Origin of the sequence: Bradyrhizobium paxllaeri (genome assembly GCF_001693515.2) — a bacterium.
Lineage (GTDB): Bacteria > Pseudomonadota > Alphaproteobacteria > Rhizobiales > Xanthobacteraceae > Bradyrhizobium > Bradyrhizobium paxllaeri.
Map to the genome: position 1 here is coordinate 5,231,391 of NZ_CP042968.1, position 26,454 is coordinate 5,257,844.

The window sequence follows — 26,454 nt, forward strand, 5'->3', positions numbered from 1 at the left end:
TCCGCAATCTCTATCAGGGCCAGCGACCATGGTATCGCTCGCACTAACGGGCCGTATACATGAACGCACCCGACCGGTATCCAAAGTGCTGCTGAAATCCCTTGCATCCGCGGGGCCGTCTACACATGAAGCTCTCGATGAAGGCATTCTGCATGGGCTTGCCTGGCGCGATGTAGTGCCATGCGACGCGGCTCTGATCGGTCCAGGTCAGGATGGCGTTGCTGGTCAGTTCGCTGCGGTTGTCGCTGACCACCGTCTTGGGCTTGCCGCGCTCGATCACCAGCCGGTCCGGCGCCACGCGGGTGCCGGAGAGCGAGGTATCGGCCGCCAGCGCCAGGCACTCGCGAGCGCAATCATCGACGACGATGAGGATACGGAAGCGGCGGCCGCAGGTCGGCTTATCCGACACAAAGTCGAGCGACCAGCGGTCTTTCGGCGCCATCGGCACCGTCATCGACGCCCCCGATCGCCCGCTTGCGGCCGCCACGGCGGCGCACCGCGAGCCTCTCTTCCCTGTACAGACGGAAGAGCTTCTTGTGGTTGACCAGATAGCCCTCCCGCTTGAGCAGCACGTGCAGGCGTCGATAGCCGAAACGACGACGTTCCTGGGCGATTGCCCGCATGCGCTGGCGAAGGCCGGCTTCGTCGGCCCGGGTGGTTTGGTATCTCATGGTCATGCGGCAGCAGCCGATGGTTTTACACGCCCGCCGTCCGCTCATCCCGAAGGCGCCTTGGAGATGGGCGACAGCTTTCCGCTTGGCCGCGGGCGTCACCATTTCTTTCCCGCGAGGTCCTTCAAGGCAGCATTGTCCAGCATGGCGTCGGCCAAGAGCCGCTTCAGCCGTGTGTTCTCGTCCTCCAGCGTCTTCAGCCGCTTGGCCTCCCACCGAACTTGGCCTTCCATTTGTAGATGCTGGCGTCGCTGACGCCATGCTTGCGGCACAGATCAGCAACCGAAACCCCGGCCTCATGCTCCTTCAAAATCCCGATGATCTGCTCTTCCGAAAAACGGCTGCGCTTCATGCTCTGGTCCTTGTTGTGGGCCAGAACGAACTTCAAACTAGATTAACCCCATGGGACAAGGTCATAGGGCTCCGATCCTGGTCGAGCACAAGCCCAACGCTCGCTGGTGGCTGGACTTCGTCCATGACCAGTTCGCCAACGCCGGCACTTCTGTGGACGCTACCTCAATATCGTCGACGACGTTACCAGGAATGCTTAGGTGTCATTCCGGAGACCTCGATGTCAGGACGGCGCGTTGCCGGACACTAAAGTTTTGAGCTTCGTCTATGTGGACGACCTCGGAAAACTACTCGAGCGTCCGGTAAATCACTGCACGGTGGGATCGACACTATCAGGCAGCTTGCGCGCGTGAGCCAAATTATCAGCTGCTCATGAAGCTCCAAACGTCGTCAGCCAGCGGGTCGTCCCGCCAGCGACATTCGCGAAGATAATGTCACGGCGCTTCCGCCTGAGCATTGACTAACCTCATCAAGTCCTCACCGGTTGTCCAAAAAGGCCAATCGGCATCCACAATATCCTCGGCTACCATTCTTAATATCGAACCACCTGGTTCACAGCGCGATACATCGTAGACACGCTTCTCGACGGATCACTGCCCGGCAAGAGAACACATAAAATCAGGAGCCCCACGTCGCAAGAGACGCACCGCGCGTTATTCCTGTCATGATCTCTCTGCGCACCGAAAGGTCCCCGTGGTAGGCCCCTTTTCCAGTGATCTGCCGCGCATTTGGCGCTGTGCAAATACAACAATCATCAGGATGTGCATGTTTTCTCGGCTCAGCGTAGAAGAACCACAGGCTTTCAACATGTTCCGCAAGATTGCTGTTCGATAGGTCATACAGTCGAGCAGCCCCGGCAACGACGACCTCGTTGTTCTTGTCAACGCCTACGAACCAATATCCCTCGCCTGATTTAATGGGCGAGCGATCGGGCCCAAAAATTGGATAGGTCCGCCCTTTGGTCGGAATGCTCCCCGTGATCGAGACGTACTCAAGAAAATCGAATCCTATCGAAAGGTTGAAGTCTTTCCGAATGGCGGCGTGGTCATACACTTTGGAGGAAGCGTGAAACTCATAACGGATTCGCTAATTTCATTGCTGCACCCTTTCTCCTATGACGACGAGCCACATCACCCATTGGATCGCGATAGCAGATTGTGTTACATCATCAACTTGTCTTGAGAGACTACCTACTTTGGTGGGAACATCGTATCGTGAAGAGGTGCGCTAGTCATCCGGAACGCAAGTTCGTCAATTACATGATAGCTCGAATCTCTCGATAGAGGAGAGCGCTCGTGACGAATGCGGGTGTGAGAGGCCGGCGCATCGCGCCGTTGGTGCTGAGTGAGGCAAGTTCGTGGTCATCGTGTTGCCCGGTCGCTATCTGATCAGTGCCGCGCGATCCTGCGGTGCGGATGGCTTGCCAAGCAAGTCCGTGGCTGCCGAACTCGGCAGCCATGAACACAGTTGGCAAGTGGCGCCGCCGATTTCTGAAGGATCACCAAGGTCGCAATGAACTCAGCTGCGACATCAGATTCTCTGACGCCCGGACGGATGATCTCTTTTGCCCGCAACATCCCTGCGTCGGTGATTGCGGCAGCCTCCTTCATAACCGAAATTTCGAGATCAGACTTGACCAACCGGATCCAAGTCACGGCATTGCTAAAATCGACCACCTTCGCTTCCGACATTTTGCTCTTAATCTTCTCAACCGTTTGTGCCGCAAGCGACTTCGCCTCAAGCCCTAACCGCTGCGGGCAACGTTGTGCTCGTGTAAGCAGTCAATGATGACGTCAAAACTGGGGGATGTCCCGGGGTTCTGTTGAATTTCTGAAGAGGTCGGCGTTGCCCCCCTTGAGCCGGTAGGCTCGGGGTGCTGATTCCACAAAGGAGAGCAACGCCATGACGAGAGATATCACACCGGCTGGTTCGCCGGCGACCGGGGCTGTGGACGAAGCGTTTGCAGAAGTGCGGGCGAGCTTCGATCGGTTCTGCCTTGCGGCAGGGATCGAGGCGCTCGGCACGATGATGGAGGCGGATGTCACGGCGGCCTGCGGGCCGCGCCACGGTCGCGACGCGGCGCGGCGGGCGCACCGTTGGGGCCGAACGCGGGGACGGATCGGCTTCCACGGCGGCAAGATCGAGGTCGAGCGCCCGCGGGTCCGGGGCCTGGACGGCCGCGAGGTCACGATCCCGAGCTGGGAAACGGCGGCGGAGGAGGACTGGCTTGGTCGCTGGGCGATGAACCTGATGCTGATCAATGTATCGACGCGCCGGTTCGGCCGCGCTGTCCGGCTGCCCGAGGGTGATGTGCCGGCACCGCCCGGATCGGGGGTTTCGAAGTCGGCGGCCTCGCGGAGGTTTGTGGCGCTGTCGGCGGCGCGGCTGGCCGACTTCATGGCTGCCGATCTGTCCGCGCTCGACCTTCTGGTGGTTCAAATCGACGGGCTGCATCTCGGCGACGATCTCGTGCTGGTCGCCGCGATCGGGGTCGACGGTGAAGGCAACAAGCATCCGCTGGCGCTGGTGGAAGGGGCAACCGAGAACGCCGCAACGGTTCAAGCCCTGCTGGACAACCTGGTCTCCCGCGGGCTCGCCCCGACGGTGCCAAGACTGTTCATCGTCGACGGCGCGAAAGCGTTGTCGAAGGCGATCCGCCGCACCTTCGGTTCGGCCGCCGCGATCCAGCGCTGTCAGATCCACAAGGCGCGCAACATCACGGAACGCCTGCCGAAAGAGCATCATGCGGCCACCCGTCGGGTGCTGCGCCAGGCCTGGGAGCTCGATGATGCCGACAAGGCTGAAAAATTGATCCGCAATCTCGCGCGTCGACTCGACCAGCAATGGCCCGGCGTAGCGGCCAGCATTCTCGAAGGCCTCGACGAAATCCTGACTGTCGTCCGGTTGAAGCTGCCGAAGGAGCTGCGTCGATCGCTCGCCTGTACCAACATCGCCGAGAACATGATGGGTACCATTCGCCGCGTCACGCGCAACGTCAAACGCTGGCGGGATGCCGGCATGGCCTTGCGATGGGTCGCGGCCGGCATGATCGAGGCCAACAAGGGCTTCCGACGATTGAAGGCGCATAAGCAATTGTCGGTTCTGCGTGCGGCCCTTCAAGCTCACCACGATCGCATGACGATCAAGCCCGTTGCCCACGTCACGAGAGCCGCGTAACATTCATTCCGCCAACGCCGGTCCGACGTAGTTCAACAGCGATCGGGACATCTCCCAAAACTGTCCATCTCAGGATGGCCTACCAAATTTTCCGAATACCCAATTACTCGACCAGTATCCATGAACATGTGATGGAGTGCAGCAGGGGCATCCATGCGACGCGTCAGGAACGTGGGCTTGTCCTCCTTCAGCGAGACAACTAAGCCCTGAGGAACATGTGTAGCCGGTAAGATACGTGATGTTGGACGGACTAGTCACCATCAACACGTCAGTCTCGCCGCTTCATTTCCAATTTAACCGCGGAGAGAAATATTCATCCCGCGGGAAAGCCTGTGGCCCTTGTGGCATTGCCATTGCATCATTTCCTTCGAATTTAAGTGAGAGGTTGTATCTGCTTGGATAAGTCGGGACTTGGACGCGTTGGATTGCGTTCGTCGTCAAGTCGCCGGTTCCGCCAGCATATGGGAAGCATTTAGCCTCGATCGTCGCCAGACGAAATAAAGAGCAACAAGCCAAAGCAAGGGCATGAGCGTCAGCAATGACCCCACTGCAGCGATCGTTGGGTCGATCTGCTGCTTGATATTCTCCAGCAGCTTCAACGGGAGAGTAGTGACCGCAAACCCACTGACCAGCGAAGTTACGACGACCTCATCGAAAGAGTGCATGAAGGCGAACACAGCTCCGGCGATGATACCTGGTCGGGTCAACGGAAGCGTCACTCTCGTAAATGTTCTCAGTGGTCCAGCCCGCATGCTTTGAGCTGCCTGCTCCAATGTTCGGTCGAAGTTAGCTAAAGTGGCCGAAACGATGACAACAACAGAGGCGATGGCTCCGATGCTGTGCGCCAAGACAATGCCAGTCTTGGAGCCGAGCAGCCCGAGGTTGACCAAACCGAGATAGGCCGCAACTCCGACGACGATAACAGGAATGGTAATGGGCGTCAGGATCACCATGATCAGAAAGCTGCGTAGCCTCGAAGATGTGCGGCTAAGTCCGTATGCTGCCAGCGTACCAACTATGGTAGATACAATAGTAGCCGCAATGCCAAGCTGGACGCTGGTCCAAAGAGCACCGGTCCATGATGGGTCACCAAGAAACGACTGGTACCATCGTAGTGAAAGGCTCGAGGGCGGGAATTCTAGAAACGCGGCACCGCTGAACGACATAATGATGACAATCAAGCCCGGGCATAGCAAATATACCAACACGGATAACATAAAGACGATACCAACGAACTTCGACCAAGTACCGCTATGAGCGACTTGATAGAGATGGGTCGCCCAGCGCTTAGCGCGATAATGAGTGACGATGTCGTTGATATAGCGGGACCCTTGGCCAAGTGTGGGAGACTGGCTCAAACGAGCCCTATGCGATATCTGTGCGTGACGGCCTTGCACATCGGACAGGTTAAATCCGAATACGGAGAGCACGACCATGGCAATGGCCAATAGGATATAGGCAGAGGTGGCGATGGGCGCCAAGTCAAAGGTACTTTGGAATTGGTCGGCGATAAAGCCCGAAAGCATAGCATCGCTCAAGCCGCCGAGGGCCTGTGGCGTGATATAGAAGCCGAGGCACCCTACAAAGACCAGCAAAGCGCCGCTTCGCAGGCCAGGCAGGCTGAGCGGGAAGAACACGCGCCAGAAGGCGGTGAAAGGCCGCGCGCCCATGCTGCGGGCTGCCGCCATTAATGACTTGTCGATGCCCTGCATTGCGCTGAGCAGCGGCAGGATCATCATCGGCAGCATGATATGCACCATGCCGATATAGACGCCTAGGCGGTTGTAGACGAGCGTCAGTGGACTGGAAATCACTCCAATGTAGATAAGCAGATTGTTGATGAGTCCATGATCACCGAGGATCACGGTCCATGCATAGGTGCGTACCAAACCGCTGGTCAACCAAGGAATGAGCACCAATACCACGAGCGTGCTGCGCAAACGCTTTGGGGCGGCCACGATCAGATAGGCGGTTGGGTAGCCGATGATAACGCAGATGGCCGTGACCACGACGCTCATCGTGACGGTTCGGAAAAGAATAACGACATCGGCCCGTTGCTCAAAAAACGCCTGATAGTTAACTAGGGAAAACGACGGCGCATTGAGGCTGGTCAGAAAGAGCTGAATGGTCGGTATTCCTACCACAACGAGCAGGATTGCGATTGCGGGAATGGTGAGTCCGGCAGGCATTCGTCCGAATTTCTGAAGCACTTCCATTGCGCCTTCCCTCGTCGCTTCTCAACACTTGACGAAGCGGACATCGGACCGCAGCCAACCCAGGCATACTTCCTCGCCCGGTTCGAATGTCTGCTGCCCGGAAGCGACATGCTCGCGCACGATCACCATGCTGCTACCGACCCGCACTTGGTATTTGCGCAAGGGCCCGGCATAGATCATGTCGTCCACCTTGCCCGTGACGGACTGGCGCAGGTCCGCGTCGGCACGCTTCGGTGCCCCGGGAGCGGCAATGCAGACACGTTCCGGCCGGACCACAGCAACCGTGCCGGAAGGCTGCGCAGCGTCCGCTTCGATCTTGAAATCGCGGATTTCGAGGATGTTAGCCTCGCCGAGAAAGGTCGCTACGAAGCGCGTCGCAGGGCGGTCGTATAAGGCTTCGGGGGTGTCAGTCTGCTCAATCTGTCCAGCGCGCATGACGACGATGCGATCCGAAAGGGTGAGCGCCTCCTCTTGATCGTGCGTGACGCAAATGGTGGTCTTGCCGAATTCCCTGTGCAGGCTCTTAATCTCGCCCTGCATCTGCTCGCGAAGATTACGGTCGAGTGCGCCAAGCGGCTCATCGAGCAGTAGAATTGGTGGATCGGCGATCAGTGCGCGGGCGAGCGCCACGCGCTGCTGCTGCCCGCCGCTCAATTGCGACGGCATGCGATCGCCAAACTCGGCGAGACGCACGCGTTCGAGCATCCGGTCCACCCGCTTTACCCGGTCGGGGGCTTTCATGCCGCGCATTTCGAGCGGGAATTCAAGGTTACGGCGCACTGTCAGATGCGGAAACAGTGCATAGTTCTGGAAGACGATACCTTGGTCGCGCCGGTAAGATGGCACTGCGGCCACCGACCTCCCCGAAATCAGGATATCTCCGTTGCTTGGCGCCACGAACCCTGCGAGCAGCATTAGAGCCGTAGTCTTACCCGAACCGCTAGGACCTAGTATGGTTACAAACTCGCCTTGTCCAACTGTGAGCGACACGTCTTTAACTGCAGTAATTCGCGCGTACATCTTTGTGACATGACGAAACTCAATCTGCGCAGCTACGGGATTTTCATTCAATGCCGTCTCCTCGGAGGAAAATTGGGTGACGTTTCCAAGATGCAAGTTCATCAGAGTTACTCCAAAGACGGATGCGCGCGCATACCAATAATGGTGCGCGCCGACTATTGAAATCAGCGCGCCCCACTTAGCTGAGGACCTTGCACGAAGCGCAGGTCTCTTTAGAGAACGATCCACTTTTTCCAGCGCTGTTTTAATTGATCGAGGTTCGATAAACCATCAGATCCGATCTCTGTGTACCACTTCACGTTAGTTGGGTAGCTGCCAGCAGCATAATCAGGATTGGTCGCAAGTTTGCGACCAATATCTTCAGGAATGCCCCTGTAGGCGTTGCGATTGCTTGGAGATTGAGCAAACAATTTGGCAAACGCGGCCTGACGGTCGGCACGGGCGGTCGACGCGATGAACTTTTGAGCGTTTTGCGCATTCGGACTACCCTTTGGAATGACCCAGTAATCCCTCCGTCCGCGGCCCACACCGGATGGGTACACCCGGCCTCACACCAAGCGCGATCAGATGATGCGCCAAGCGGTTCGCCCGTGCATTGAGCTCGTCATAGCTTAAGCGTTCGTCCGCATGAACCACCGCCACCGCATCCGGCGCTTGCCGCACCTGCGCCTCAAACAGCTCATGGATGCACCGCTCCTACGGATAGGGTGCCGCCGTCCGGTTCAGCTCCTCCAAGAGGTATGCGCCTCGGAGGACAGCAGCTCAAACCGTGCGGCCGGCTGCTGCGCATCGGCTATTACAGCACACAACAAGTTTTGCAAATGCTGCGTCATCCGGTCGATCTGCTCGCGCGCAAAGCGACTGGCATCAAAGTGCATCCGAGAGGTCCCATCGAGAGCGCAAACCTCAAACGTCAGCAAATCACCGGATAGGGCAGTCTCAGAACTCGGACTCGAAGCTAGACTACCAGCGGCAGAACAGCAATTTGCTGTCACCGTCACGCCAATCGGCCAGGGTCGGCGCGATTGTAGCGCTTCCTTGACCCGCAAGGTTGGAGCGCGCGCGATAAGATCCCGCGGAAAAGTATCGTACTCCTTCAGATCCGCGCATTCGGCCGCGACCGCCCTGCGTACTCCTGCAAAATTACAACCGAGATCGATGGTCATTTGCATCGGCACGACAGGGGTAACAAGCACCTCCACCGCCTTCACCCCGGCTCGCGAACCATTCGTTGCGGGAGTCCACCCCAATTGAAGCTCGGATTCTCCCGTGATGCGGGCGAGATAGATCAGCCAAGCACTCAACAAGTACTTAGTACGATCAAATGGCGACAACTCGGCCAAAGCACTTGGAGTGAGCCAGGAACTCGACTGCAATCTGGGCGAAGCCACAGTTTCCGAAGACGACAGAAACGGAAGCTGCAATGTCTTAAGCTGCTCAAGCCGCTGCCGCCAAAACTTCTCCCGAGGCGCCAATATTCCATGGGCAACAGTTATGCTCCGCGCCTCCTCATCGCTCAAAATCGGGAGGCGATCGCCTACATTCAGACCGGACTGCCTCGCGAAGCGTCCGTGCATCCAGAGTCAGACCGTCTGAGCTGGCAAACCAAACATCAACATCCTCTGTCCTTGGTATCCATACGACGAAGGCCGCCTGATCGACACATACGTGCAGGCGTGGCGAACTGTATGATGGGTGATGGTCAGGCGGCTTGCTGATCGTCGGGATTGCCGGCTTGGCGCAGAAGCTTCCATTCCCAAGGGAGCAGTTCGTGCAGACGCGAAGCAGGAAGATCGGCGATACGGGCCAGGACGTCGGCGAGCCAGGCCTTGGGATCGACGTCATTCAGGCGACAGGTCGTGATCATCGTCAGCATGATGGCGGCGCGGTCGGCGCCGCGCATGCTCCCGGCGAAGGTCCAGTTGCGCCTTCCCAGGGCGATGCCGCGCAACGCTCTTTCGGCGGCGTTGTTGCTGAGGCAGATCCTGCCATCGTCGAGGAAGCGGGCAAAGTCGGCCCAGCGCCTGAGCATGTAATTCATGGGCTTCAGGACCTCGGAGGAGCGCGAGAGGGTTTCTCGCTCGCGGAGTAGCCAGTCGTGCATGTCGTCGAGCAGCGGCTTGCTTCTTTCCTGGCGCACAATACGCCGCTCGTCGGCGCTGCGGCCGTTGATAGCGCGCTCGATCTCGAACAGGGCGTCAAGACGCCTGACCGCCTCCAGCGCGATCGGGGAGACCGGTTTGCCTTTCTGTCCGTCCCGAGCGGTTTTCTTGATATCGGCCAGCTCGAAGAAGCCCCGCCGCGCATGGGCGAAGCAAAATGCCGGCGAAGGCGACCAGATGCTTCTGGGGATGCTCGCCCCGTCGATCGCTCGAGGCGTAATAGACCCCAGCCGGCGGCGCCGGCCCACCGTAGGGCCGGTCATCCCGCACATAGGTCCAGATCCGGCCGGTCGTGCACTTGCCCTTCGCCAAGATGCGGATGGTGGTGTCGTCGCCATGAAGGCGCTCGGCTGCGAGTACATGACGCTCTATCAGCTGGAACAGCGGCATGACGGCGAAGGTTCCGTGGCCGACCTGGTCAGCGAGCGTCGACAACGGCAGGTCGATCCTCTCGCACTTGAAGCGCGCGCTCTGGCGATTGAGCGGGATATGCATGCCGAACTTGTCGAACAGGATCGTCGCCAGCAATTGCGGACCGATGAAGCCGCGCGGCGTGGCATGGAACGGTGCCGGCGGCTGGCTGATCTTCTCGCAATCGCGGCAGGTGAACTTTTCCCGCACCGTCTCGATCAGCTTGAACCGGCGCGGGATCTCCTCCAGCGTCTCGGTCACATCCTCGCCCAGCTTCGCTAGACGCGATCCGCCGCAGCAGGCACAGCTCTTCGGGGCCTCGATAACGACGCGCTCGCGTTCGATGTCGTCCGGCCAGGGCTTGCGTACCGGCCGCTTGCGCGTGAAGGCGCGCACGCTCTGGGTTTTCGCCGCGGCGGCCCGCGCGGCAAGCTCATCCTCGCTCGCCGTGGTGGCGAGTTCTTCGAGCTCCAATTCCAATTGTTCGATCAGCCGCGCCGTGCGCTCGGAGCGCTGCCCGTACAGTTCGCGCTTGAGTTTCTCGATCCGCAACTCGAGATGCGCGATCAGCGCCGCGTTATCCGACAGCTCCGCCTGCGCGCTGGCAGCCATCGCCTCGGCTCGCAGCCGGGCCTCACGCTCGGCTTGCAGCGCTGCCAGGGCACTGACAAGGTCCGATGGAAGATCGTCCGGCTTCGCTATCATGAAGCCATTGAATCAGATCAAGCAGCAGATTCAAACCAAAAACGGCTATCCGACCCGCGTCGGACGCTGGGTTTCTTGCGGGTTGCGCCAATCGATTCCGGACAACAGGTAGCTCATCTGAGCCGGCGAGATCGTCACAGCTTCGCCCGCAACCGATGGCCAGACGAACCTTCCTCTCTCGAGTCTCTTAATGAACAGGCATGCTCCCTGGCCATCGTGCCAGATTACCTTCACAAGATCGCTTCGGCGACCGCGGAAGACGAACAGATGACCGCTGAGCGGGTCCTTGCGCAGCACCTCCTGCACCTGGAGTGCCAACGACGGAAAGCCTCGGCGCATATCCGTGTAGCCTGTCGCGAGCCACACTCGCGCGCCCGTCGGAACCGGGATCATCGGCGTACCAAAGCATCGAGAACGCGACGCAGTGCGTCTCCATCAACGTCGCCATCGACCCGGATCCGGTGCCCGCTACCAAGATCAATCTCGATGATGCCCTGGCTCTTCCGTCGACGCGCCGCCGTCGTCGTCAATGGCGCTTCGGCGGCCACCTCCCCCGGCGGCACAGACGACCCAATCTCGACCGGCACGAACGGCGCTATACTCGCTTCAGCGTGTTTGCAAAGCTCCTTGCGCCACCTGAACAGCTGGCTCACATGAAGCCCGGCCATGCGAGCCACCTCGGAAACACTGGCGCCGGGCTCGAGCGATGCTGCAACAAGCCGCTCTTTCTCATCCTGCGACCACCGGCGCCGCCGCTCGACCGATGTGATCACCTCCGCCCGCGAAATCGTCATAGCGCTTCTCCTAGGATTACCCCTAGGACCTGCAGCGATCGCGTTCGTCAAACAAGGCGGCCCTTGGCGGAGGGATACTGTCCTTGTCGCCACACGCCAGTTGCTGCGGCGGATGTCAACCAGGACCCTGCCGGAAGGCCGCAGCGTGTAGCCGCCACGTCCAAGCGTCTGACTGCGACAACATCATCTCGCCTTGGGCAGACACTCCAAGGCGCGTGTGATCGTTGAGAGATCTTGCGCGGATCGACTCCATCGTAGACAGCCCGCAGCATTTGGGCGTCGACGCCTCGGAAAGACACTTCCGTCCACTAGCCCTTGCAGACCAGCATGGAGTTCTCCGTTCGTTAAGCCAGCTACAAGCTCGCGGAAACCTTCGACAGCGGCTTCATGGCATTTGAGGTTCAGCGCCAACGCCGTATCGGTTGGCGCAATGGAAACTTGGCGCTCACCACCAACTCACCCCTATTAACACCATCATCTATACGGTGCCACGCGATGGCATAGTCGGTCTCTTGGGCCGGTCGCCCAAAGGCATCGAATGATCTCCCGCATGCCGTGGCAACGCACCGTCTTGGTAAATGAAAGCGCCTCGACTGACGCGGGTAAACACATCCGGTGGCAATGTGAATGGACTTCCTACGGAAAATATCCACTCTACGGGGTCAGCATTCATCAACGCGGAGAGCTCTTCAACAGTCTCTACACACAAGATATTAGCGCGAGAAGCCCAGTCCCCGAATATGGCGTCGGCACACAGCGCCGCGCAGAGACATGACCCATCTTACTTACTAGCTGAGCACATCTGATAGCTAGCGTACCACTACCAACAAAGATGCTGGAGCGAATTGATGCGGCTGCAGGTACTTGCGTATCCCAATCGTTCGGTTTGCAAGCGTCTGCGAGCACCGAAGCAAACCAAGGTTACATGTTCAGCTACTCCATGCTGTAGGTTGGGAGCTCTCGCAATATGCCCGCACCACATCGCGATTTAATCCGGTCACACCGGTTTTGCATTCGCTCGGGAGTAACCGGACTGAATGCTAATCAACGCCGGCCCGCCTTGCGAGGTATCCAGCGCAATCAACAACAGCGGCACCCGTGATGGAAACGGCAAAGCTTCAGTTGATGAAGTCGCACTCAGCAGCGCAGCCTCCATCGCGTGGATTTGGATCAGTCGAGCAAGCTTCATTTGTATCCCTAGGCGGGCAGACTGCGGGGACCGCCCATGATCGCAACAGATCCTTCCCGTCTCACCGCAATCAGCGTGCCACCCAAACCCTTGAGCAGGCCCTGCTTGAAAAGGAACAAATCCATACGCTTAGCTCCGAGACGGAGAATACTTAAGCGTTAGTGTCGAGTTGCGAACATAACGTCCTCAACTGGACATGGCTTAACACGACAATACAGCGCTCAAATGACGAAGGAGAGCTCTTGAGGCGAACTTGCACGTCTGCTTAAGGATGACGCCCAAAGCATAACGAGGTCCCCTGGCTTTAACTTGACAACAATCTTGTCTTGAAACGTTTCTGTAATCAGCGCCTGAATACCAGATCCGCCGCTCAAAGCCCTTATTCAATCGGAGCATTTCAAACTCGCCAGGCGATCTTAAGCAATTCGCTCCCTGAAGCAGTCGCACAACACTCAAGAGCAGGTTTGGTCAACACTGCCGATACTATCGCCCTGACATTCACATCGCGCTCGAGGACGAACGAATAGCTTCTATTCGCTTTGGTCATAACACTCCCCAGCAAAAGGGCCCTCTGTCGTTCATTCGCCCTATTCCAGCTTTAGAGACGCTCTCCCTCAAAACAATTCTACACCTTCGTGTGAATACTGATGAGATGCCGGGGGGCTGACCGGCGCGATGCCAATCAGCTGCAGCCAAGCTAAATAACGCTAGGCTGCGTGGATGCGGCCAGCCATCCTTTAGTCTGGCCTGCCGTCGAGATCTGACCGAATTCGATGGCCTGCTGGTCGAACAGCCCGCGATAGACGCCGCCCGGCCGCGCGATCAGCGCGGCGTGGGTGCCCTGCTCGACGATCTCGCCGCGGTCGAACACCAGGATGCGATCGAGGCTGCGCACCGTTGACAGCCGGTGTGCGATCATGATCGAGGTGCGTCCCTTCATCAGCCGCTCCATCGCCTCTTGGATCAGCGCCTCCGATTCCGAATCGAGGCTCGAAGTCGCCTCGTCCAGGATCAAGACCGGTGCATCCGCCAGGAACGCGCGCGCCAGCGCGACACGCTGCCGCTCGCCGCCCGACAGCTTTACGCCGCGCTCGCCCACCAGCGTGCCGTAGCCCTTCGGCAGGTGCAGGATGAAGTCATACGCATTCGCGAGCCGTGCCGCTTGCTCGATTGCCGCCATGCTGGCGCCGGGCCGCCCATAGGCGATGTTCTCTGCCAGGGAGCGGTGAAACAAGATTGGCTCCTGCTGCACAATCGCAATTTGGCTGCGCAACGATTGCTGCGTTGCTTTCGCGATATCCTGGCCGTCGATCAGGATACGGCCGCCAGAGACGTCGTAGAGCCGCTGCACCAGCTTGACGAACGTGGTCTTGCCGGAGCCGGAACGGCCGACCAGACCGACCCGCTCGCCGGCGCGGACGTCAATCGACAATCCGTCGTAGAGCGGCGCGTGATGCCCGACATAAAGGAAAGTCACATCTTCGAACGTGATCCTTCCGCCCTGAATGTCTATCGGCTTGGCATCGGGCGCATCAACAATGCCGATCGGCTCGCTATGGATGGTAACAAGATCCTCCATGTCGTTCACCGAACGCTGCAGATTATTGATGTGCAAGCCGACTTCGCGCAAATAGGCGTGGATGACGTAGTAGCTCGTCAGCACGTAAGTGACGTCGCCCGTCGAGGCGCGTCCCGCTATCCAGAGCAGGATGGCGCCGCCGATCACGGAAGCGCGGAAGCACAGCAGCATCACAAGCTGCACTGTGCTGGTGGCGCTGTAACGCAGCCAGCTGCGCAGTAGCCGCTTCCGCCAGCGGCTGACGACACGGTCAAGCCGAGCATCCTCGCGCTCCTCCGCCGCGAAGGATTTCACCACAGCGTTGCAGGTGAGCGAGTCTGCCAACGTGCCGCCGAGCTTGCTGTCCCAGGTGTTGGAGACGCGCGCCGCCGACGCGATATAGCCGATCGTGAATGCCATTGTCATCGCGACGAAGATCACCGCGCCGAGGCCGATCACCCCGCCGAGGATCGGCCAACGCAGACCGAGCAGGATCATCGAGCCCACGAGCACGGCCAGGGACGGCAACAACGCCATCAGGATCGTGTTGTTGAGCAGGTCGAGGGCCCATATGCCGCGCGTGATCTTGCGTCCGGTGGAGCCGGCGAAAGAGTTGGCGTGCCAGTCAGTCGAGAACCGCTGCACCCGCATGAAGGCCTCGCGCGCCACATCCGACATCGTCTTCAGCGTGAACGGCACGATCGCCTGCAAGCCTGTAAACCGGAATATGATCGAAAGCAGGCCGAGCGCGAGGATGCCGCCGAAGGCGACGAACGCCGCCTGCCGTGCTGCCCGGTCCGACGGACCTGATGTCAGCGCGTCGACCAAGTGGCCGGAATAGACCGGCATGAACAGGTCGGCCACCGTCGCGCCTAAGAAGCCGAGGAGGACGATCGCGACCCGGACGGGCTGCCTCAGCCAGTGACGGAACACGAACGGGATCACCACGCCGATTGCGGTGGGTGGTTTGTCACCTTGAACCATCATGGCGCCAGCGGTTTCTGCCACACACGGCGTAAGACTCTTTCGATCCAGACTCGATTTGCCCTAGTTGGCGCTGCCGTTCGAGGCGACCCAATGATGCCCTGAATCTGTGGACTCCGATCGAAATCTTCTGCCCATTTCGCCCCCCTTTTCGCGAGGGTAGCTGAAGCGGTTCAAGCTTTGAGGGTTCCACAGCATGAGAGCATCGATCTGAGACATCGGCCAGCCCTGCGCGATCTGTTCGAGAGTTTGTGTGAGCCATGCATGCGGATCGACGTCATTCATTGTCGGCCGTCTGCAGAAGCGGCGATGGCCGCCTAGGTTCGGCCGCCACCCTGGCTGTGCGTAAGCGGTGCATTTTGATAACGAAGATTCGTTCAGCATTTTTCGTGTAGACCGTTAAGACCGTCAGAGTGTTTGCGTCATGGATCGCGGCGCGGCTTCACCTGGAAGATCACGTCCGCCTCGATCCGGCCCGAGGTCACCCCAATTTGAACCTCCGACCTGCCGCAAACGATCCAGCGCTGTGCTCGATGGTTTCTAGTTGCCACTGGCCCGCCGGAGAAATGGACGAATTGGCCAATGAGCAATTCCGCCTACGATCCTTTTTCATATTTTCTCTTCCGGCGCCTGCGCTTTGATTCTTTCGGAAGCCCGTCTTGCGGAGTTGCACAAAGAGCCCCGTAGCAAGCCTTCTTGCCCTTGTAGTTGGCAAGCGCTTGGACCAACAGCGACACAACCTGCTGTTTCAGTTTGTCGGGGATAGGCTTAGGACCGTCCAACGACTTCAGCGCCACGTCGACCAACTCGATCGCGTGATCCTTGTTGCCGCTCTCATAATAATACTGAGCGACCGCCCCATAGGACAGGAACTTGGAGCCGTCGCCGCGTTGCGGAGGATTCAGTGCCAGGATGTGTTCGGACAACTCCTTGCCCATGGCAAAGCGCTCGGCAGGCGGGAAGTGAGAGTTGTCATTCGCCGGATCGAAGAGTTGGCGCATCGCCCCGGCCATCCACAGCTCGGATTTTTTATCGATCGCATCGCGAACCAATTGGCGCATGACTGGCAAGCCAGTCTGCAAGTCGCGCATTTTGTGAAGCAACAGATCCGCATGGACCACGCGGAAGTTGACGTCGTCCGGCATCACAGCGACGGCCTCTTCAACCGCCGAAAGCGCCTTCGCCCAATCCTCCGCCTTCATCGCCGGCGTAAGTTTGGCGAAGATCGGCTCAGTCAACGCTCGCTTGCGCGTCATTTCGTGCATTGTGCGTTCGCCTTCGGCGATCCGCTCTGTATCGGCGGCTCTAGCTTCATCGCTGGTGCGCCAGCCGCCGTTAAGAATTTTTGGCAGAACGTCATGGAGTTGCGTTGGAAAACCGATAAAGGCGATGTGGCCGTCACTGTCGACGACGAAGGAGGTGGGAATCCCGACAGAAAGGCTGGGATCCATCCAAAGCTTGTTCATATTGCCTGTGTAGTCGAATCCGATCCGGTAGTTAAGATTCGGAAACTTTTCGGTCAACCATGCGTCCAACTTGCTTCGGGCCTCGTCCGCCGTTCGAGCGCGTTCATAAGCTGCGACTCCGAGGACCTCAACTCCGCTGTCTTTGTATTTCTCTTGCAACTGCACCAGATGGGGCAGCGCCGCCACACAGGGTGCGCACCAAGTTGCCCAAAATTCGACGATGTACACTTTTCCCGGTTGAAAGGTCGTGAGGGGCTGACCACGCAGCCAGTTCTCCACCTTGATCGGAGGAGCTGGGGACTCCATGCGCAGCACCATGTTATTCTCCATGACTTTGCCAAACGTTGCGCGACTTTTTGCGCCAGCTTATCTCTCTCAGAACGGGGCACACGGGTTCAAGGGAAGGAGCATCGCTCGTCTTGCGCTCTGGATGCACTCAGCCCTGACTCAGTGTTGCTGGTCTCAACAGCAACTGCCGTGCCATCTTTGTCAGCGCGCATTAAGCGTCTGACTACGCTTTGAAAAAGCTACACGGCGCCCAAGCCGACCGATGTTCTGAACCTGACGGGCGTTGTGCTGCTGTCAGATCTTGGACAGGAATTGCGCGTTGGCGCGGCCAGAAAAGTTGGTCTGATGTTGTGAGCCGCCGAACGGCAACTTGCTCATCCCTCTCCCTGCTACACAGGATTAGAGGCGAGCGACGATGTAGATTGGGGTCAAAACAGCCAAAGCCGCGGACCGGCGACGCGTGTTCGTGTCTATGACGAGGGAATCTTCGCGGGGCGCTGCAGCGGTGCTGCGCATCGGTGCGCCTTATGCCAGTGCTCGCGATCGCGCCAAGCGGTTCCTGCACCACAAACCAGTACTCCGATTAGTTTTGCTGTTTAGTTGCGTGTGCGGGGGTGCCCCCTTACTCCGTTTTAAAATCGTTGCCTGCGTATCAAAACATGTCTCGCCGCTCGCCTCGATGCGAGCTAAGGCTTATGAACGCGTTCATCTCACAAGTTTCTGACCAGGAGGGCCGGCTGGCCCCATCCCGCTGGCCCGATGAACACTCTCGTCCTAACTCAAGCCCCGCGGATCACCATACGCCGATCCTCGGGTTCATAGTGCAGATCGCCGAGAACATGTTGATTGCTCCACCTATAATTCGAGAGCAAACGTCTTGGTTGGTCCTGCGCTTTAGATTGTCCGTAGCCAGGCCAGTTTCTGCTCTGTCAATCAAGGGCAACGGCATGCGTCAGCGGCTTCTCGCTGACGCCACTTCGCGGCGAGCGCCCAGGTAGAGCGCCTTGATTTCGTCTTGTTGCGCAATTCGGTCGAAGCGCTGGATAGCCCGTTCACAGGAACGATCTCATGAGCGTAGCGCGACCGTTCGACTACTGTTCAGCTACCAGGATCGAGAGGCCTTGTTGAGCAGATTCCGGACGATTCTGTCCTCAAAAGCAATCTATTATCGTGTTACCGAACCAAGTGCCTCTTCAGGTGAGCCGTGAGTTTGATTTCTAGCCCTCTGCATGGGGCAGTGTTGGCTTAGCGGAGTCGATCATGACCCCAACCCACCCCATTATCCAGGAGTCGTCCGGAGTTCGATTTTCAAGGATCCTCAGTTTTCTCTACGCATCGGGCGCGGGCATCGCTTTCTTCGTCACAATTCTATCTCTTGTTGGTTTCGTAAGCTTCCTACTCGTATCGAAGGCAATCGGGAGGGGCCGGCAGACATGCACTGAAGCGCTTGCCGTAGATGGCTCGGTTTGCAATGAACCACAGCGTCATGACGCGCAAGCGCTTCAAAGGCTCCTGAAGTGCCAAAGCGCATTGAACGAAGTACTTATGCGCGGCGAGCCCCTTGCCGGTAATATGGTAGCGGCACCGCAGCGAGCCGAGGACGTTATGGCGGGGTGAAGGCTGCGACAGTCTCATTCGTCGGCCGGATGGTCGTGTTCACATGCATGTTTCTGATCGATCATTTCGAATATTCGGAATACATCAAGTAGCACCCGATCTCGCGAACCGCGCAAGCCAGCGCCTCAGTTCGCACCCCGCTGCACCGCAGATTTATGCGGCATCTCATCTATTCGGCTTTATCATCGCATCTGAGCCGCGCCCCGCACGAATATCGGTATTTGCTATTGCAGCCGTGATGAACGCTCACATTTTTGTCGATATCTTCTCAATCACCAAACAGTCTTTTGCGGTCAACGCAGTCGTCGGCATTGTGATTAGTATGTCCGGCCTGGGATAGAGCCTCTCGCGAAGGCTGCGCCGCCGAGAGAACCGCCATTCCACTACACCGTGATGTGCGCCTGCCTGGTATCTTTGAGATCTGCCAGCGCATCAACCAGCGGGTTCGCTGCACGGTGTCCATTCGCAGGCATGGAAGAACGATGGGTCTTGTCGACCAGGCAATCAAGGCTAGGTCAGAGAGCGGCGCGAAGATAGCCTCGATGGGCATTTCGGTCGAGACGAGTTCAGGATGTTCAGATCACTGATCAAGAGCATCGGAAGGTGTTGGACGGACGGAAGCGAAGGCCTGGTCCCACTCGTGGAGCTCAAGTTCGAGGGGCTTCCGGCTCCGAGCAGGCAGCGTCAAGAGCGTTCTTTTCCGAAATGATGCCGCTCGAAAACTAACTTTATCCTGGAGGTTGGTACGCATACGACGAAGACCGCCTGATTGACGCATGCGCGCGGGCGCGGCGGGCTCTATGATGGCGTTGCGTGAAGGTCAGGCGGCCTGCTGACCGGCGGCTTGGCGCAGGAGTTTCCATTCCCAGGGCAGCAGTTCGTGCAGACGCGAAGCGGGAAGATCGGCGATACGGGCGAGGACGTCGGCGAGCCAAGCCTTGGGATCGACGTCGTTGAGGCGACAGGTCGTGATCATCGTCAGCATGATGGCGGCACGGTTGGCGCCACGCTGGCTGCCGGCGAAGGTCCAGTTGCGCCTTCCCAATGCGATGCCTCTCAATGCGCGCTCAGCACAATTGTTGGTCAAGCAGATCCTGCCATCGTCGAGGAAGCTGGCGAAGTCGTCCCAGCGCCTGAGCATGTAGTTGATCGGCTTCAGGACATCGGAGGAGCGCGAGAGGGTTTCGCGCTCACGCAGCAACCAGGCGCGCATGTCATCGAGAAGCGGCTTGCTGTTTTCCTGGCGCACGGCGCGCCGCTCGTCGGCGCCACGGCCGTTGATGGCGCGCTCGATCTCGAACAACGCATCGAGGCGCTTGACCGCCTCCAGCGATCGGAGAGACCGGCTTGCCCTTCTTACCTTCCCGAGCATTTTTCTCGATGTCAGCCAGCTCGAAGAAGCCCCGCCGCGCATGGGCAAAGCAAAACGCCGGCGTCATCGGCAGCACTTTCCGCTGCGGGTCGAACAGCGGCTCGAAGCCGCTGTAACAGTCGCACTGCAGGATACCCGTGAAGGCGGCCAGATGCTTCTGGGGGTGCTCGCCTCGTCGGTCGCTCGAGGCGTAATAGACCGCCGCCGGCGGCGCAGGCCCGGCGAAGGGCCGGTCATCCCGCACATAAGTCCAGATCCGCCCGGTCGTGCACTTGCCCTTCGCCAGGATACGGATGGTGGTGTCATCGCCATGCAGGCGCTCGGCCGCGAGCACATGGCGTTCGATCAAGTGGAAGAGCGGCATGACGGCGAAGGTCCCGTGGCCGACCTGATCGGCCAGCGTCGACAACGGCAGGTCGATCCCTTCGGCCTTGAAGCGCGCACTCTGGCGGTTGAGCGGGATATGCATGCCGAACTTGTCGAACAGCATCGTCGCCAGCAATTGTGGGCCGATGAAGCCACGCGGCGTGGCATGAAACGGCGCCGGCGGCTGGCTGATCTTCTCGCAATCGCGGCAGGTAAATTTCTCCCGTACCGTCTCGATCAGCTTGAAGCGCCGCGGGATCTCCTCCAGCGTCCCGGTCACATCCTCACCGATCTTCGCCAGCCGCGATCCACCGCAGCAGGCACAGGTCGTTGGAGCTTCAATGACGACGCGCTCGCGTTCGATGTCATCCGGCCATGGCTTGCGCACCGGCCGCTTGCGCATGAAGGGGCGGACGTTCTGCGTCTTCGCCGCGGCGGCCTGCGCGGCAAGCTCATCCTCGCTCGCCGTGGTGACGAGCTCTTCCAGCTCCAGCTCCAGCTGCTCGAGCAGCCGTGCCGTGCGTTCGGAGCGTTGCCCGTACAGTTCGCGTTTCAGCTTCTCGATCCGCAGCTCGAGATGCGCGATCAGCGCCTCGGTATCCGACAGTTGCGCCTGCGCATTCGCGGCTTGCGCCTGCCAGTTGGCAGCCACCGCCTCAGCTCGCAGCCGTGCCTCACGCTCGGCCTGCAGCGCCGCCAGGGCACTGACGAGGTCCGATGGAAGATCGTCCGGCTTCGATATCATGAAGCCATTGAATCAGATCAAGCAGCAGATTCAAACCGTAAAAGCGGCTATCCGACCCGCGTCGGCCGATGGGTTTCTTGAGGGTTACGCCAATCGATCCCGGACAGCAGATAGCTCAACTGCGCCGGCGAGATCGTTACCGATTCTCCGGCAACCGATGGCCAGATGAACTTTCCTCTCTCGAGTCTTTTTGTGAACAAGCAGGCTCCCTGGCCATCGTGCCAGATCGCCTTCACAAGATCGCTGCGGCGACCGCGGAAGACGAACAGATGACCGCTGAGCGGGTCTTTGTGCAGCACCTCCTGCACTTGGAGTGCCAGCGACGGAAAGCCTCTGCGCATATCCGTGTAGCCTGTCGCGAGCCACACTCGCACATTCCCCGGTATCGCAATCATCGGCGTCCAAGCACATCGAGGACCCGCGCCAACGCCTCCGAATCGACGTGCGCATCCACCCGGATGCACCGTCGGTTGCCGAGATCGATCTCTATCAATCCAGTACGCGCGGCTGCCACGGAGCGAACTCGGCCATCAACCGTAGGCAAAAGCCTCGGAGTTTCCTCAGCCGATGCCGCTACGGCAGCGATCTGCACCGGCGTAAAAGATGGTACAACTTGTTCCGATGTCCGTGCTTGTCGACGCCAGGTAAACACCAAGCTGGCCGCTACTCCGTTGCGACGCGCAACCTCAGTCACCTTCGCGCCCGGCGCCAATGTCTCCTCGACAATCCGTGCCTTGTCGTCCTGCGACCAGCGCCGCCGCCGCTCCAGCCCACCCAAAACCTCGACCCGCATCGCCTGATGACCTTAAAGCTAGACTTAAGGCCACACGCTTCGCGAATTGCCACCCGTCACGCAAGACGGCCCCCGTCGGATGCGTACGGAGGTTGAGCGATCTCACGAGGTCCGCAGGCACATGGGCGCGGTGAGTGCAGGACCAGTCGAGCCGCATTTCAAGCGCGGCAGGATGAGACGAGAAGGTTCTCAGCCTAAGCGAATGACAATCTAAGAGGTGCTTAGTCGACCTTGAAAGGATTGGCTGAAACGGTTCAACTAGAAGCTAGACGGCACCTATATCGGCGACTTCCTGATCGGGTCTGATCTGAGCCTCGCGCGCGCTTGCGAGAAGGATACGATCCCATCCTTGGTCAGTTCGCCGAAATTCCGGACCCCCCTTGGATCGCCGAAGTCGCCGCCGGCTCTCCGGAGCGGCCAAGGGCGACGCCGCTGACATCGTTAGGCTTACGAGGCCTCTGCACGCATGACGGCGCTCTAAGGGCTCGATCGCTTCACCGGGCGCGATCTGTCGTCAGAACTGAGGCACGCGCACCATTGCTTCCATCAGAGGATAGTCCGCATCGGGAATTGCTGTCACGAACGCGAGCGAAAAGCATCCATCGCGTGGGCCAATAGTATGCCGATACTCAAAAGAACAAGAATCCCGACAAGAGCCGAATACATACGCCATCTCCATCGCTCACTTCCTTTGAACTGCGCGACCGCTTACACGTCAAATTAATTCCTGAGCACGAAGTGGGATCGCAGCCAACTGATGAGTCTAAGCCACACGGCTAGCTGGCAACATGTGGAACGACCAAAGATAGACGTTGCAAGACCCAGCTGTTCTGTTCGAAACCGACATGATAGGCGTAGCGCGGGTGACCGAAAAACGCGTGTGGTTAATGTACAGCGGTCCAGGTTTCTGCGTGGGAATGTCCGAAACGAACGCTCCGGCCCTTAAGCCTGCAGCATCTGCGCGCAAGAATTGGGGCGTCCTGATGAACTTTTCAAGCTCGAAAGATGAGAGCCACCGTCTCTTTGGGAAAGTGTGCGGCGGCAAGTGTTGGCCGGTCGCACGAACGCCGGACGTTGCCGCTTTGTTGGTAACAATCTGCGCACCTATGCTGAATTGCTTCGTTCGGAAATGGACCGGCGCGAGCTGAAGTACACCCCGATGAGCTCGCCGTCTGGCGAGGTCCGGATCGATTTGAGCTAACCTCATCACGCTTTAGATTAGTCCGTCCGCGCCTTTGCTCCACGGCTTCTTCAGCCCCCCTTCGCGGGGCGTCGTTGCACTTCGCTAACACTTCACCCTCATGCGGTTGGGTAGAGGACTTCCACTTGCAGGCAGTCGTTCATACTCGGCACCTGATGAGAAGCCGCCCGGCAAGCCGGCGGTTTCTTCCCCTCGTCTCACGGACAACCTTTTAGACGTTATTCCGGGGCGCTCATGAAGCGAGCGAACCGGCAATCCAGAGACGGCGGGAGATTTCCGGGTGCGCAGTCGAAATCGGCTGCCGCCGACTTGCACCATTAAGACCCGCGAATCCGGTTACACCCGAGTTCGACTTGTCCTGGAATGACGGATAGAAATGGGCCGCCTACCCCGTCGTGCTCGAGGTCTCGCCGTCGGTAGGATCGATTTTCTGGTTAAGCCGCGCATGCAGCGTGGCTTGGTCGAGTTCGCCTTCCCACCAGGCCACGAACACCGCGGCAATACCGTTGCCGATGATATTAGTAAGGGCGCGTACCTCGCTCATAAATTTGTCGATCGAGAACACGATTGCCATACCCGGCACCAGCACCGGATTAACCACTGAAAGCGTCGCCGCGAGCGTGATGAAGCCGGCCCCGGTGATACCACTTGCGCCTTTCGAGGTCAGCATCGCCACGACGAGAATGGTCAGTTGCTGGCCGAAGCTGAGATTCACCCCGAGCGCCTGAGCGATAAACAGCGTTGCCAAGGTCATGTAGATGTTGGTGCCGTCGAGGTTGAAGGAGTAGCCGGTAGGTACCACGAGACCGACCACGGGCTTGGAGCAGCCCAGCCGCTCGAGCTTTGTCATCAACTGCGGCAGCGCACTTTCCGAGGACGAGGTGCCGAGCACGAGCAAGAGCTCATCCTTGATATAGGCGATAAACTTGAAGATCGGAAAGCCAACGAAGCGCGCGATCAGGCCGAGCACGACCACCACGAACAGCGCGGCCGTAGCATAGAACAGCGCGACGAGACCGATCAGATTGCCGAGCGCCGCTGGTCCGAACTTACCGATCGTGAATGCCATGGCGCCGAATGCGCCGATCGGCGCTGCCTTCATGATAATGGCGATGACGCCGAACACCGCGTGCGCCGCGTCGTCGATCATGCCACGCAACTTTGCACCGCGCTCACCCAGCGCCATCAGCGAGAAGCCGAACAGGATCGCAAACAAGAGCACCTGCAGGATGTCGCCGCGCGCGAGCGCGCCGACCACGGTTTCGGGAATGATATTGAGAATGAAATCGACGCTTTTCGAGGCTTCCGCCTGCTTCACGTAGTTGGCGACGGCTGCGGCATCGGGCTTGGCCGCAAGGCCGTGGCCGATCTGAAAAAGATTGCCCATCACTAGGCCGAGCACCAAGGCAAAGGTGGAGACGATCTCGAAATAGACCAGCGCCTTGAGGCCGACCCGGCCAACCTTTTTCGCATCCTGGATGTGCGCGATGCCCGAGACTACGGTGCAGAAGATGATCGGCGCGATCACCATCTTTATTAGCTTAATGAAGCCGTCACCGAGCGCCTTGACCCAGTCGTTGGTGGCGAGCGACGGCCACAGCCAACCGACGAGGACGCCAATCAGAATCGCGATCAGCACCTGAACGTAGAGGATTTTGTACCAAGTTCGCGACACCCGCGCGGGCGCCGCAGTTGCGATGGTGGTCATGACGCTCCTTCCCATACGAACTCGAACACCGAGCCCTCGCGCGTTGAGAGGCGACGGCATCAGACGAGCCTTCCATGCCAGCCGTGTCCTATTGAAGACGGCGATGTCGGAAACCCGACAGCCTGCAGCGTGATTCCAAAGGCAGGCTGGCTGTTACGTGTGTTTTCTCTCGTTAAGCAAGACGCGCACCAAGCGCGAAGCCCTGCGGCCGTTCGACCCGCTAGACGGTGAACCGAAACTCTCCTGACTAGCTTGGCCGAATGCCAGAACCGTTCGTGCCGTCGAAGGCAGAGGCGTTGTTCAGCGCCAGGCGCAGCTTGCGCTGGCGCAGCACATTGGACGTGGCGTCGAGATCGACGAGCTGCTTGCGGTCGATGTCCTGCTCCGATCGCGCTTTGAAGTCGGCGGCGATCCTGACCTTCAGCTCGTAAAGCTCGGAATTGACAATCTGGCCGATGGCGGAGCGGCTTTCGCGCATCTCTTTCCAGCTGGCGGCGGCGCAGGTGCCTAGGCCGCACAGCCCGCGCATTCCGGTAATGACGACGCGCCTGTTCATTCAGGCCTTCTTAGCGAGCAGGCCGTGGACAGCTTGAACCGTGGCGCCGATATGGTTGAGATTTCGACCAGGCATCGTCCGTGTTCGTCTCGATCTGCATGCAGCTGGACTGCTTCAGGTCGTAGATGAGGTTCGTCAACTCTGCGAATGAGGCCACACAAGGTAAGTTCCGCGGCGAGCGTTATCTCGCCGCCGCCCGCTGCGTATTCCTTGGTTTTGGCGATGATTTCCTTCGCGAGTGTGATCTGCCATTCTGTTGCTTCCATCAGGCGCCTCGACGCCAACGCGACGCCGTTCCTCAGCCGAGCCGCGTCGCGCGACAAAAGAAGTCACGTGATCAGAGCGCGTCAGGTGCTGCTGCCAATGCAACATTCCGCAACATTGGTAAAATTGATTTTTTGGATGGTAGGCATCCACGCTGCGTATGAACTCCTCGCGCAAAACAAGAAAGTCGCACCCTGGCCGTCCTCTACTGAGTCCCGGCCCCTTTCGGGATGCGGGTCGCCCCCCGGTTTGTCTCCAGCCATCGAGGCCGCGATGGGCGCAGCCTTGAAAACTGAAAAAAGGACACGACAAAGGCGACCGTCGGCACCTTCACCGCGAACGGCAACGACTTTTCCGGCTCGATTCGCACCTCGCTCTCAACGCCGGCCAAACTGGTCCGCGTCGAGCCCCCCTCTGAAGGGTCGCACTTCCGCATCTTCGGGCCTAGTGTCGAGCTAGGCGCGCCCTTGGCAGAAGACCGCCAAGGACACGGAGCGTGCCTATCTCTCCGTCAAGCTGACGATCCGAGCTCCCGGCTTCGATCTACGCAACCCTGATCGAGGTGCAAGGAGGACAGGGAAGGCCTCCAGTCCATCTGGTCACGCCGCAGCCCGGACCGGGGGCCCGCGGCATCGGCTTCGCCGAAAGGCGCGGGTTTGGCCGCCGTGCTCACCCCGCTCACGAGGCTATGACGTCTCTGGCGCACGTCATTAAAAATGCATTACGTAGCCGCGCATAGAGGAGTTCGCTATGGCTTCGAAGCTCTCGTCCAGACCCGAATCGATGCGGACGTAAAGGAAAAGGCCACCGCGGTGCGGATTCTGCTAACACGCACGGCTA

Annotated in this window: 19 protein-coding genes and 6 pseudogenes; 5 read left to right on the forward strand and 20 right to left on the reverse strand. The window is 59.1% G+C overall.

Translation table 11 applies throughout. The annotated features are described in order from the left end of the window. Positions 1–127: 127 nt before the first annotated feature. Positions 128–1,023 (reverse strand): annotated as a pseudogene (locus tag LMTR21_RS24970) (IS3 family transposase); the annotation flags it as partial. Between the two features lie 59 nt (positions 1,024–1,082). Between LMTR21_RS24970 and LMTR21_RS24975 the strand changes: the two are divergent. Together LMTR21_RS24975 and LMTR21_RS41910 are read left to right on the forward strand one after the other, a co-directional pair. Next, positions 1,083–1,263, forward strand: a pseudogene (locus LMTR21_RS24975) (IS3 family transposase); the annotation flags it as partial. A gap of 1,054 nt (positions 1,264–2,317) precedes the next feature. Continuing rightward, positions 2,318–2,677: pseudogene (locus tag LMTR21_RS41910) on the forward strand (hypothetical protein); the annotation flags it as partial. Positions 2,678–2,713: 36 nt separating this feature from the next. On the opposite strand, the pseudogene LMTR21_RS41915 reads toward LMTR21_RS41910, so the two are convergent. Continuing rightward, positions 2,714–2,803 (reverse strand): annotated as a pseudogene (locus tag LMTR21_RS41915) (hypothetical protein); the annotation flags it as partial. A 121-nt stretch (positions 2,804–2,924) separates the two neighbouring features. Between LMTR21_RS41915 and LMTR21_RS24990 the strand changes: the two are divergent. Then, positions 2,925–4,199 (forward strand): IS256 family transposase, encoded by a 1,275-nt coding sequence (locus tag LMTR21_RS24990; protein ID WP_065750578.1) that lies wholly within the window; start codon positions 2,925–2,927, stop codon positions 4,197–4,199. A gap of 437 nt (positions 4,200–4,636) precedes the next feature. On the opposite strand, the gene LMTR21_RS24995 is transcribed toward LMTR21_RS24990, so the two are convergent. The 12 genes and pseudogenes from LMTR21_RS24995 to LMTR21_RS25050 all read right to left on the reverse strand — a co-directional run bounded on the left by LMTR21_RS24995 (position 4,637) and on the right by LMTR21_RS25050 (position 17,022). Next, on the reverse strand, positions 4,637–6,415 hold the full coding sequence (locus LMTR21_RS24995; RefSeq protein WP_065756714.1) for an ABC transporter permease subunit: 1,779 nt from the start codon (positions 6,413–6,415) through the stop codon (positions 4,637–4,639). 21 nt (positions 6,416–6,436) lie between these two features. After that, entirely contained in the window at positions 6,437–7,537 is a 1,101-nt protein-coding gene (locus LMTR21_RS25000; protein ID WP_065756715.1) for an ABC transporter ATP-binding protein, read from the reverse strand. Positions 7,538–7,647: 110 nt separating this feature from the next. Then, complete coding sequence (locus LMTR21_RS25005; protein WP_141688664.1) at positions 7,648–7,977, reverse strand: hypothetical protein; 330 nt, start codon at positions 7,975–7,977, stop codon at positions 7,648–7,650. Then, positions 7,919–8,098: an AMP-binding protein gene (locus LMTR21_RS40260; RefSeq protein WP_187399185.1), complete on the reverse strand. Its 180-nt coding sequence runs from the start codon at positions 8,096–8,098 to the stop codon at positions 7,919–7,921. Before LMTR21_RS40260 ends, LMTR21_RS25005 begins: the two co-directional genes overlap by 59 nt. Before the next feature lie 59 nt (positions 8,099–8,157). Next, positions 8,158–9,012 (reverse strand): condensation domain-containing protein, encoded by an 855-nt coding sequence (locus tag LMTR21_RS25010; protein ID WP_065756716.1) that lies wholly within the window; start codon positions 9,010–9,012, stop codon positions 8,158–8,160. Between the two features lie 125 nt (positions 9,013–9,137). Next, positions 9,138–10,713 (reverse strand): annotated as a pseudogene (tnpC, locus tag LMTR21_RS25015) (IS66 family transposase). Between the two features lie 45 nt (positions 10,714–10,758). After that, a complete protein-coding gene (gene tnpB, locus LMTR21_RS25020) occupies positions 10,759–11,106 on the reverse strand; it encodes an IS66 family insertion sequence element accessory protein TnpB (protein ID WP_065756717.1) in 348 nt (115 codons plus the stop codon). Then, positions 11,103–11,507, reverse strand: coding sequence for an IS66-like element accessory protein TnpA (gene tnpA, locus LMTR21_RS25025; RefSeq protein ID WP_065756718.1), 405 nt, complete (start codon positions 11,505–11,507; stop codon positions 11,103–11,105). The genes tnpB (LMTR21_RS25020) and tnpA (LMTR21_RS25025) overlap by 4 nt, the downstream gene beginning before the upstream one ends. Positions 11,508–12,504: 997 nt before the next feature. Then, on the reverse strand, positions 12,505–12,696 hold the full coding sequence (locus tag LMTR21_RS25035; RefSeq protein WP_141688665.1) for a hypothetical protein: 192 nt from the start codon (positions 12,694–12,696) through the stop codon (positions 12,505–12,507). Between the two features lie 697 nt (positions 12,697–13,393). After that, positions 13,394–15,241 (reverse strand): ABC transporter ATP-binding protein, encoded by a 1,848-nt coding sequence (locus LMTR21_RS25040; RefSeq protein WP_430642470.1) that lies wholly within the window; start codon positions 15,239–15,241, stop codon positions 13,394–13,396. A 183-nt stretch (positions 15,242–15,424) separates the two neighbouring features. Further along, positions 15,425–15,579, reverse strand: a pseudogene (locus LMTR21_RS41060) (transposase domain-containing protein); the annotation flags it as partial. Positions 15,580–15,834: 255 nt separating this feature from the next. Continuing rightward, positions 15,835–17,022, reverse strand: coding sequence for a TlpA disulfide reductase family protein (locus LMTR21_RS25050; RefSeq protein ID WP_065756722.1), 1,188 nt, complete (start codon positions 17,020–17,022; stop codon positions 15,835–15,837). A gap of 1,630 nt (positions 17,023–18,652) precedes the next feature. Between LMTR21_RS25050 and LMTR21_RS25055 the strand changes: the two genes are divergently transcribed. Next, complete coding sequence (locus tag LMTR21_RS25055) at positions 18,653–18,949, forward strand: hypothetical protein (RefSeq protein ID WP_141688666.1); 297 nt, start codon at positions 18,653–18,655, stop codon at positions 18,947–18,949. A 480-nt stretch (positions 18,950–19,429) separates the two neighbouring features. Here LMTR21_RS25055 and tnpC (LMTR21_RS25060) read toward each other — a convergent pair. The 6 genes from tnpC (LMTR21_RS25060) to LMTR21_RS25090 all read right to left on the reverse strand — a co-directional run bounded on the left by tnpC (LMTR21_RS25060) (position 19,430) and on the right by LMTR21_RS25090 (position 25,616). Then, a protein-coding gene (gene tnpC / locus LMTR21_RS25060) for an IS66 family transposase (protein ID WP_148635933.1) occupies positions 19,430–21,092 on the reverse strand; the annotation gives its coding sequence in 2 pieces (ribosomal slippage) (positions 19,430–19,940 and positions 19,939–21,092; 1,665 coding nt in all). Between the two features lie 47 nt (positions 21,093–21,139). Continuing rightward, on the reverse strand, positions 21,140–21,460 hold the full coding sequence (tnpB, locus tag LMTR21_RS25065) for an IS66 family insertion sequence element accessory protein TnpB (RefSeq protein WP_430642467.1): 321 nt from the start codon (positions 21,458–21,460) through the stop codon (positions 21,140–21,142). Between the two features lie 23 nt (positions 21,461–21,483). After that, positions 21,484–21,885, reverse strand: a complete 402-nt coding sequence (gene tnpA / locus LMTR21_RS41920; RefSeq protein ID WP_148635932.1) for an IS66-like element accessory protein TnpA — start codon at positions 21,883–21,885, stop codon at positions 21,484–21,486. Between the two features lie 1,586 nt (positions 21,886–23,471). Further along, the gene (dctA, locus tag LMTR21_RS25080) at positions 23,472–24,794 is read right to left on the reverse strand and encodes a C4-dicarboxylate transporter DctA (protein WP_065754925.1); all 1,323 of its coding nucleotides are present in this window, start codon (positions 24,792–24,794) and stop codon (positions 23,472–23,474) included. A gap of 247 nt (positions 24,795–25,041) precedes the next feature. Continuing rightward, positions 25,042–25,350, reverse strand: a complete 309-nt coding sequence (locus tag LMTR21_RS25085; RefSeq protein WP_065754926.1) for a beta-ketoacyl synthase N-terminal-like domain-containing protein — start codon at positions 25,348–25,350, stop codon at positions 25,042–25,044. Next, positions 25,347–25,616, reverse strand: coding sequence for a hypothetical protein (locus LMTR21_RS25090; RefSeq protein WP_141688479.1), 270 nt, complete (start codon positions 25,614–25,616; stop codon positions 25,347–25,349). Before LMTR21_RS25090 ends, LMTR21_RS25085 begins: the two co-directional genes overlap by 4 nt. 360 nt (positions 25,617–25,976) lie before the next feature. Between LMTR21_RS25090 and LMTR21_RS25095 the strand changes: the two genes are divergently transcribed. After that, entirely contained in the window at positions 25,977–26,171 is a 195-nt protein-coding gene (locus LMTR21_RS25095) for a hypothetical protein (RefSeq protein WP_141688483.1), read from the forward strand. Positions 26,172–26,454 lie beyond the last annotated feature (283 nt).

Excerpts from the sequence above, each read along its gene's own strand:
- LMTR21_RS24990 (WP_065750578.1), top strand. The coding sequence starts at position 2,925 with ATGACGAGAGATATCACACCGGCTGGTTCGCCGGCGACCGGGGCTGTG.
- LMTR21_RS24995 (WP_065756714.1), bottom strand. The coding sequence starts at position 6,415 with ATGGAAGTGCTTCAGAAATTCGGACGAATGCCTGCCGGACTCACCATT.
- LMTR21_RS25000 (WP_065756715.1), bottom strand. The coding sequence starts at position 7,537 with ATGAACTTGCATCTTGGAAACGTCACCCAATTTTCCTCCGAGGAGACG.
- LMTR21_RS25010 (WP_065756716.1), bottom strand. The coding sequence starts at position 9,012 with ATGCACGGACGCTTCGCGAGGCAGTCCGGTCTGAATGTAGGCGATCGC.
- tnpB (WP_065756717.1), bottom strand. The coding sequence starts at position 11,106 with ATGATCCCGGTTCCGACGGGCGCGCGAGTGTGGCTCGCGACAGGCTAC.
- tnpA (WP_065756718.1), bottom strand. The coding sequence starts at position 11,507 with ATGACGATTTCGCGGGCGGAGGTGATCACATCGGTCGAGCGGCGGCGC.
- LMTR21_RS25035 (WP_141688665.1), bottom strand. The coding sequence starts at position 12,696 with ATGAAGCTTGCTCGACTGATCCAAATCCACGCGATGGAGGCTGCGCTG.
- LMTR21_RS25040 (WP_430642470.1), bottom strand. The coding sequence starts at position 15,241 with ATGATGGTTCAAGGTGACAAACCACCCACCGCAATCGGCGTGGTGATC.
- LMTR21_RS25050 (WP_065756722.1), bottom strand. The coding sequence starts at position 17,022 with ATGGTGCTGCGCATGGAGTCCCCAGCTCCTCCGATCAAGGTGGAGAAC.
- LMTR21_RS25055 (WP_141688666.1), top strand. The coding sequence starts at position 18,653 with ATGCATGTTTCTGATCGATCATTTCGAATATTCGGAATACATCAAGTA.
- tnpA (WP_148635932.1), bottom strand. The coding sequence starts at position 21,885 with ATGCGGGTCGAGGTTTTGGGTGGGCTGGAGCGGCGGCGGCGCTGGTCG.
- dctA (WP_065754925.1), bottom strand. The coding sequence starts at position 24,794 with ATGACCACCATCGCAACTGCGGCGCCCGCGCGGGTGTCGCGAACTTGG.
- LMTR21_RS25085 (WP_065754926.1), bottom strand. The coding sequence starts at position 25,350 with ATGAACAGGCGCGTCGTCATTACCGGAATGCGCGGGCTGTGCGGCCTA.
- LMTR21_RS25090 (WP_141688479.1), bottom strand. The coding sequence starts at position 25,616 with ATGGAAGCAACAGAATGGCAGATCACACTCGCGAAGGAAATCATCGCC.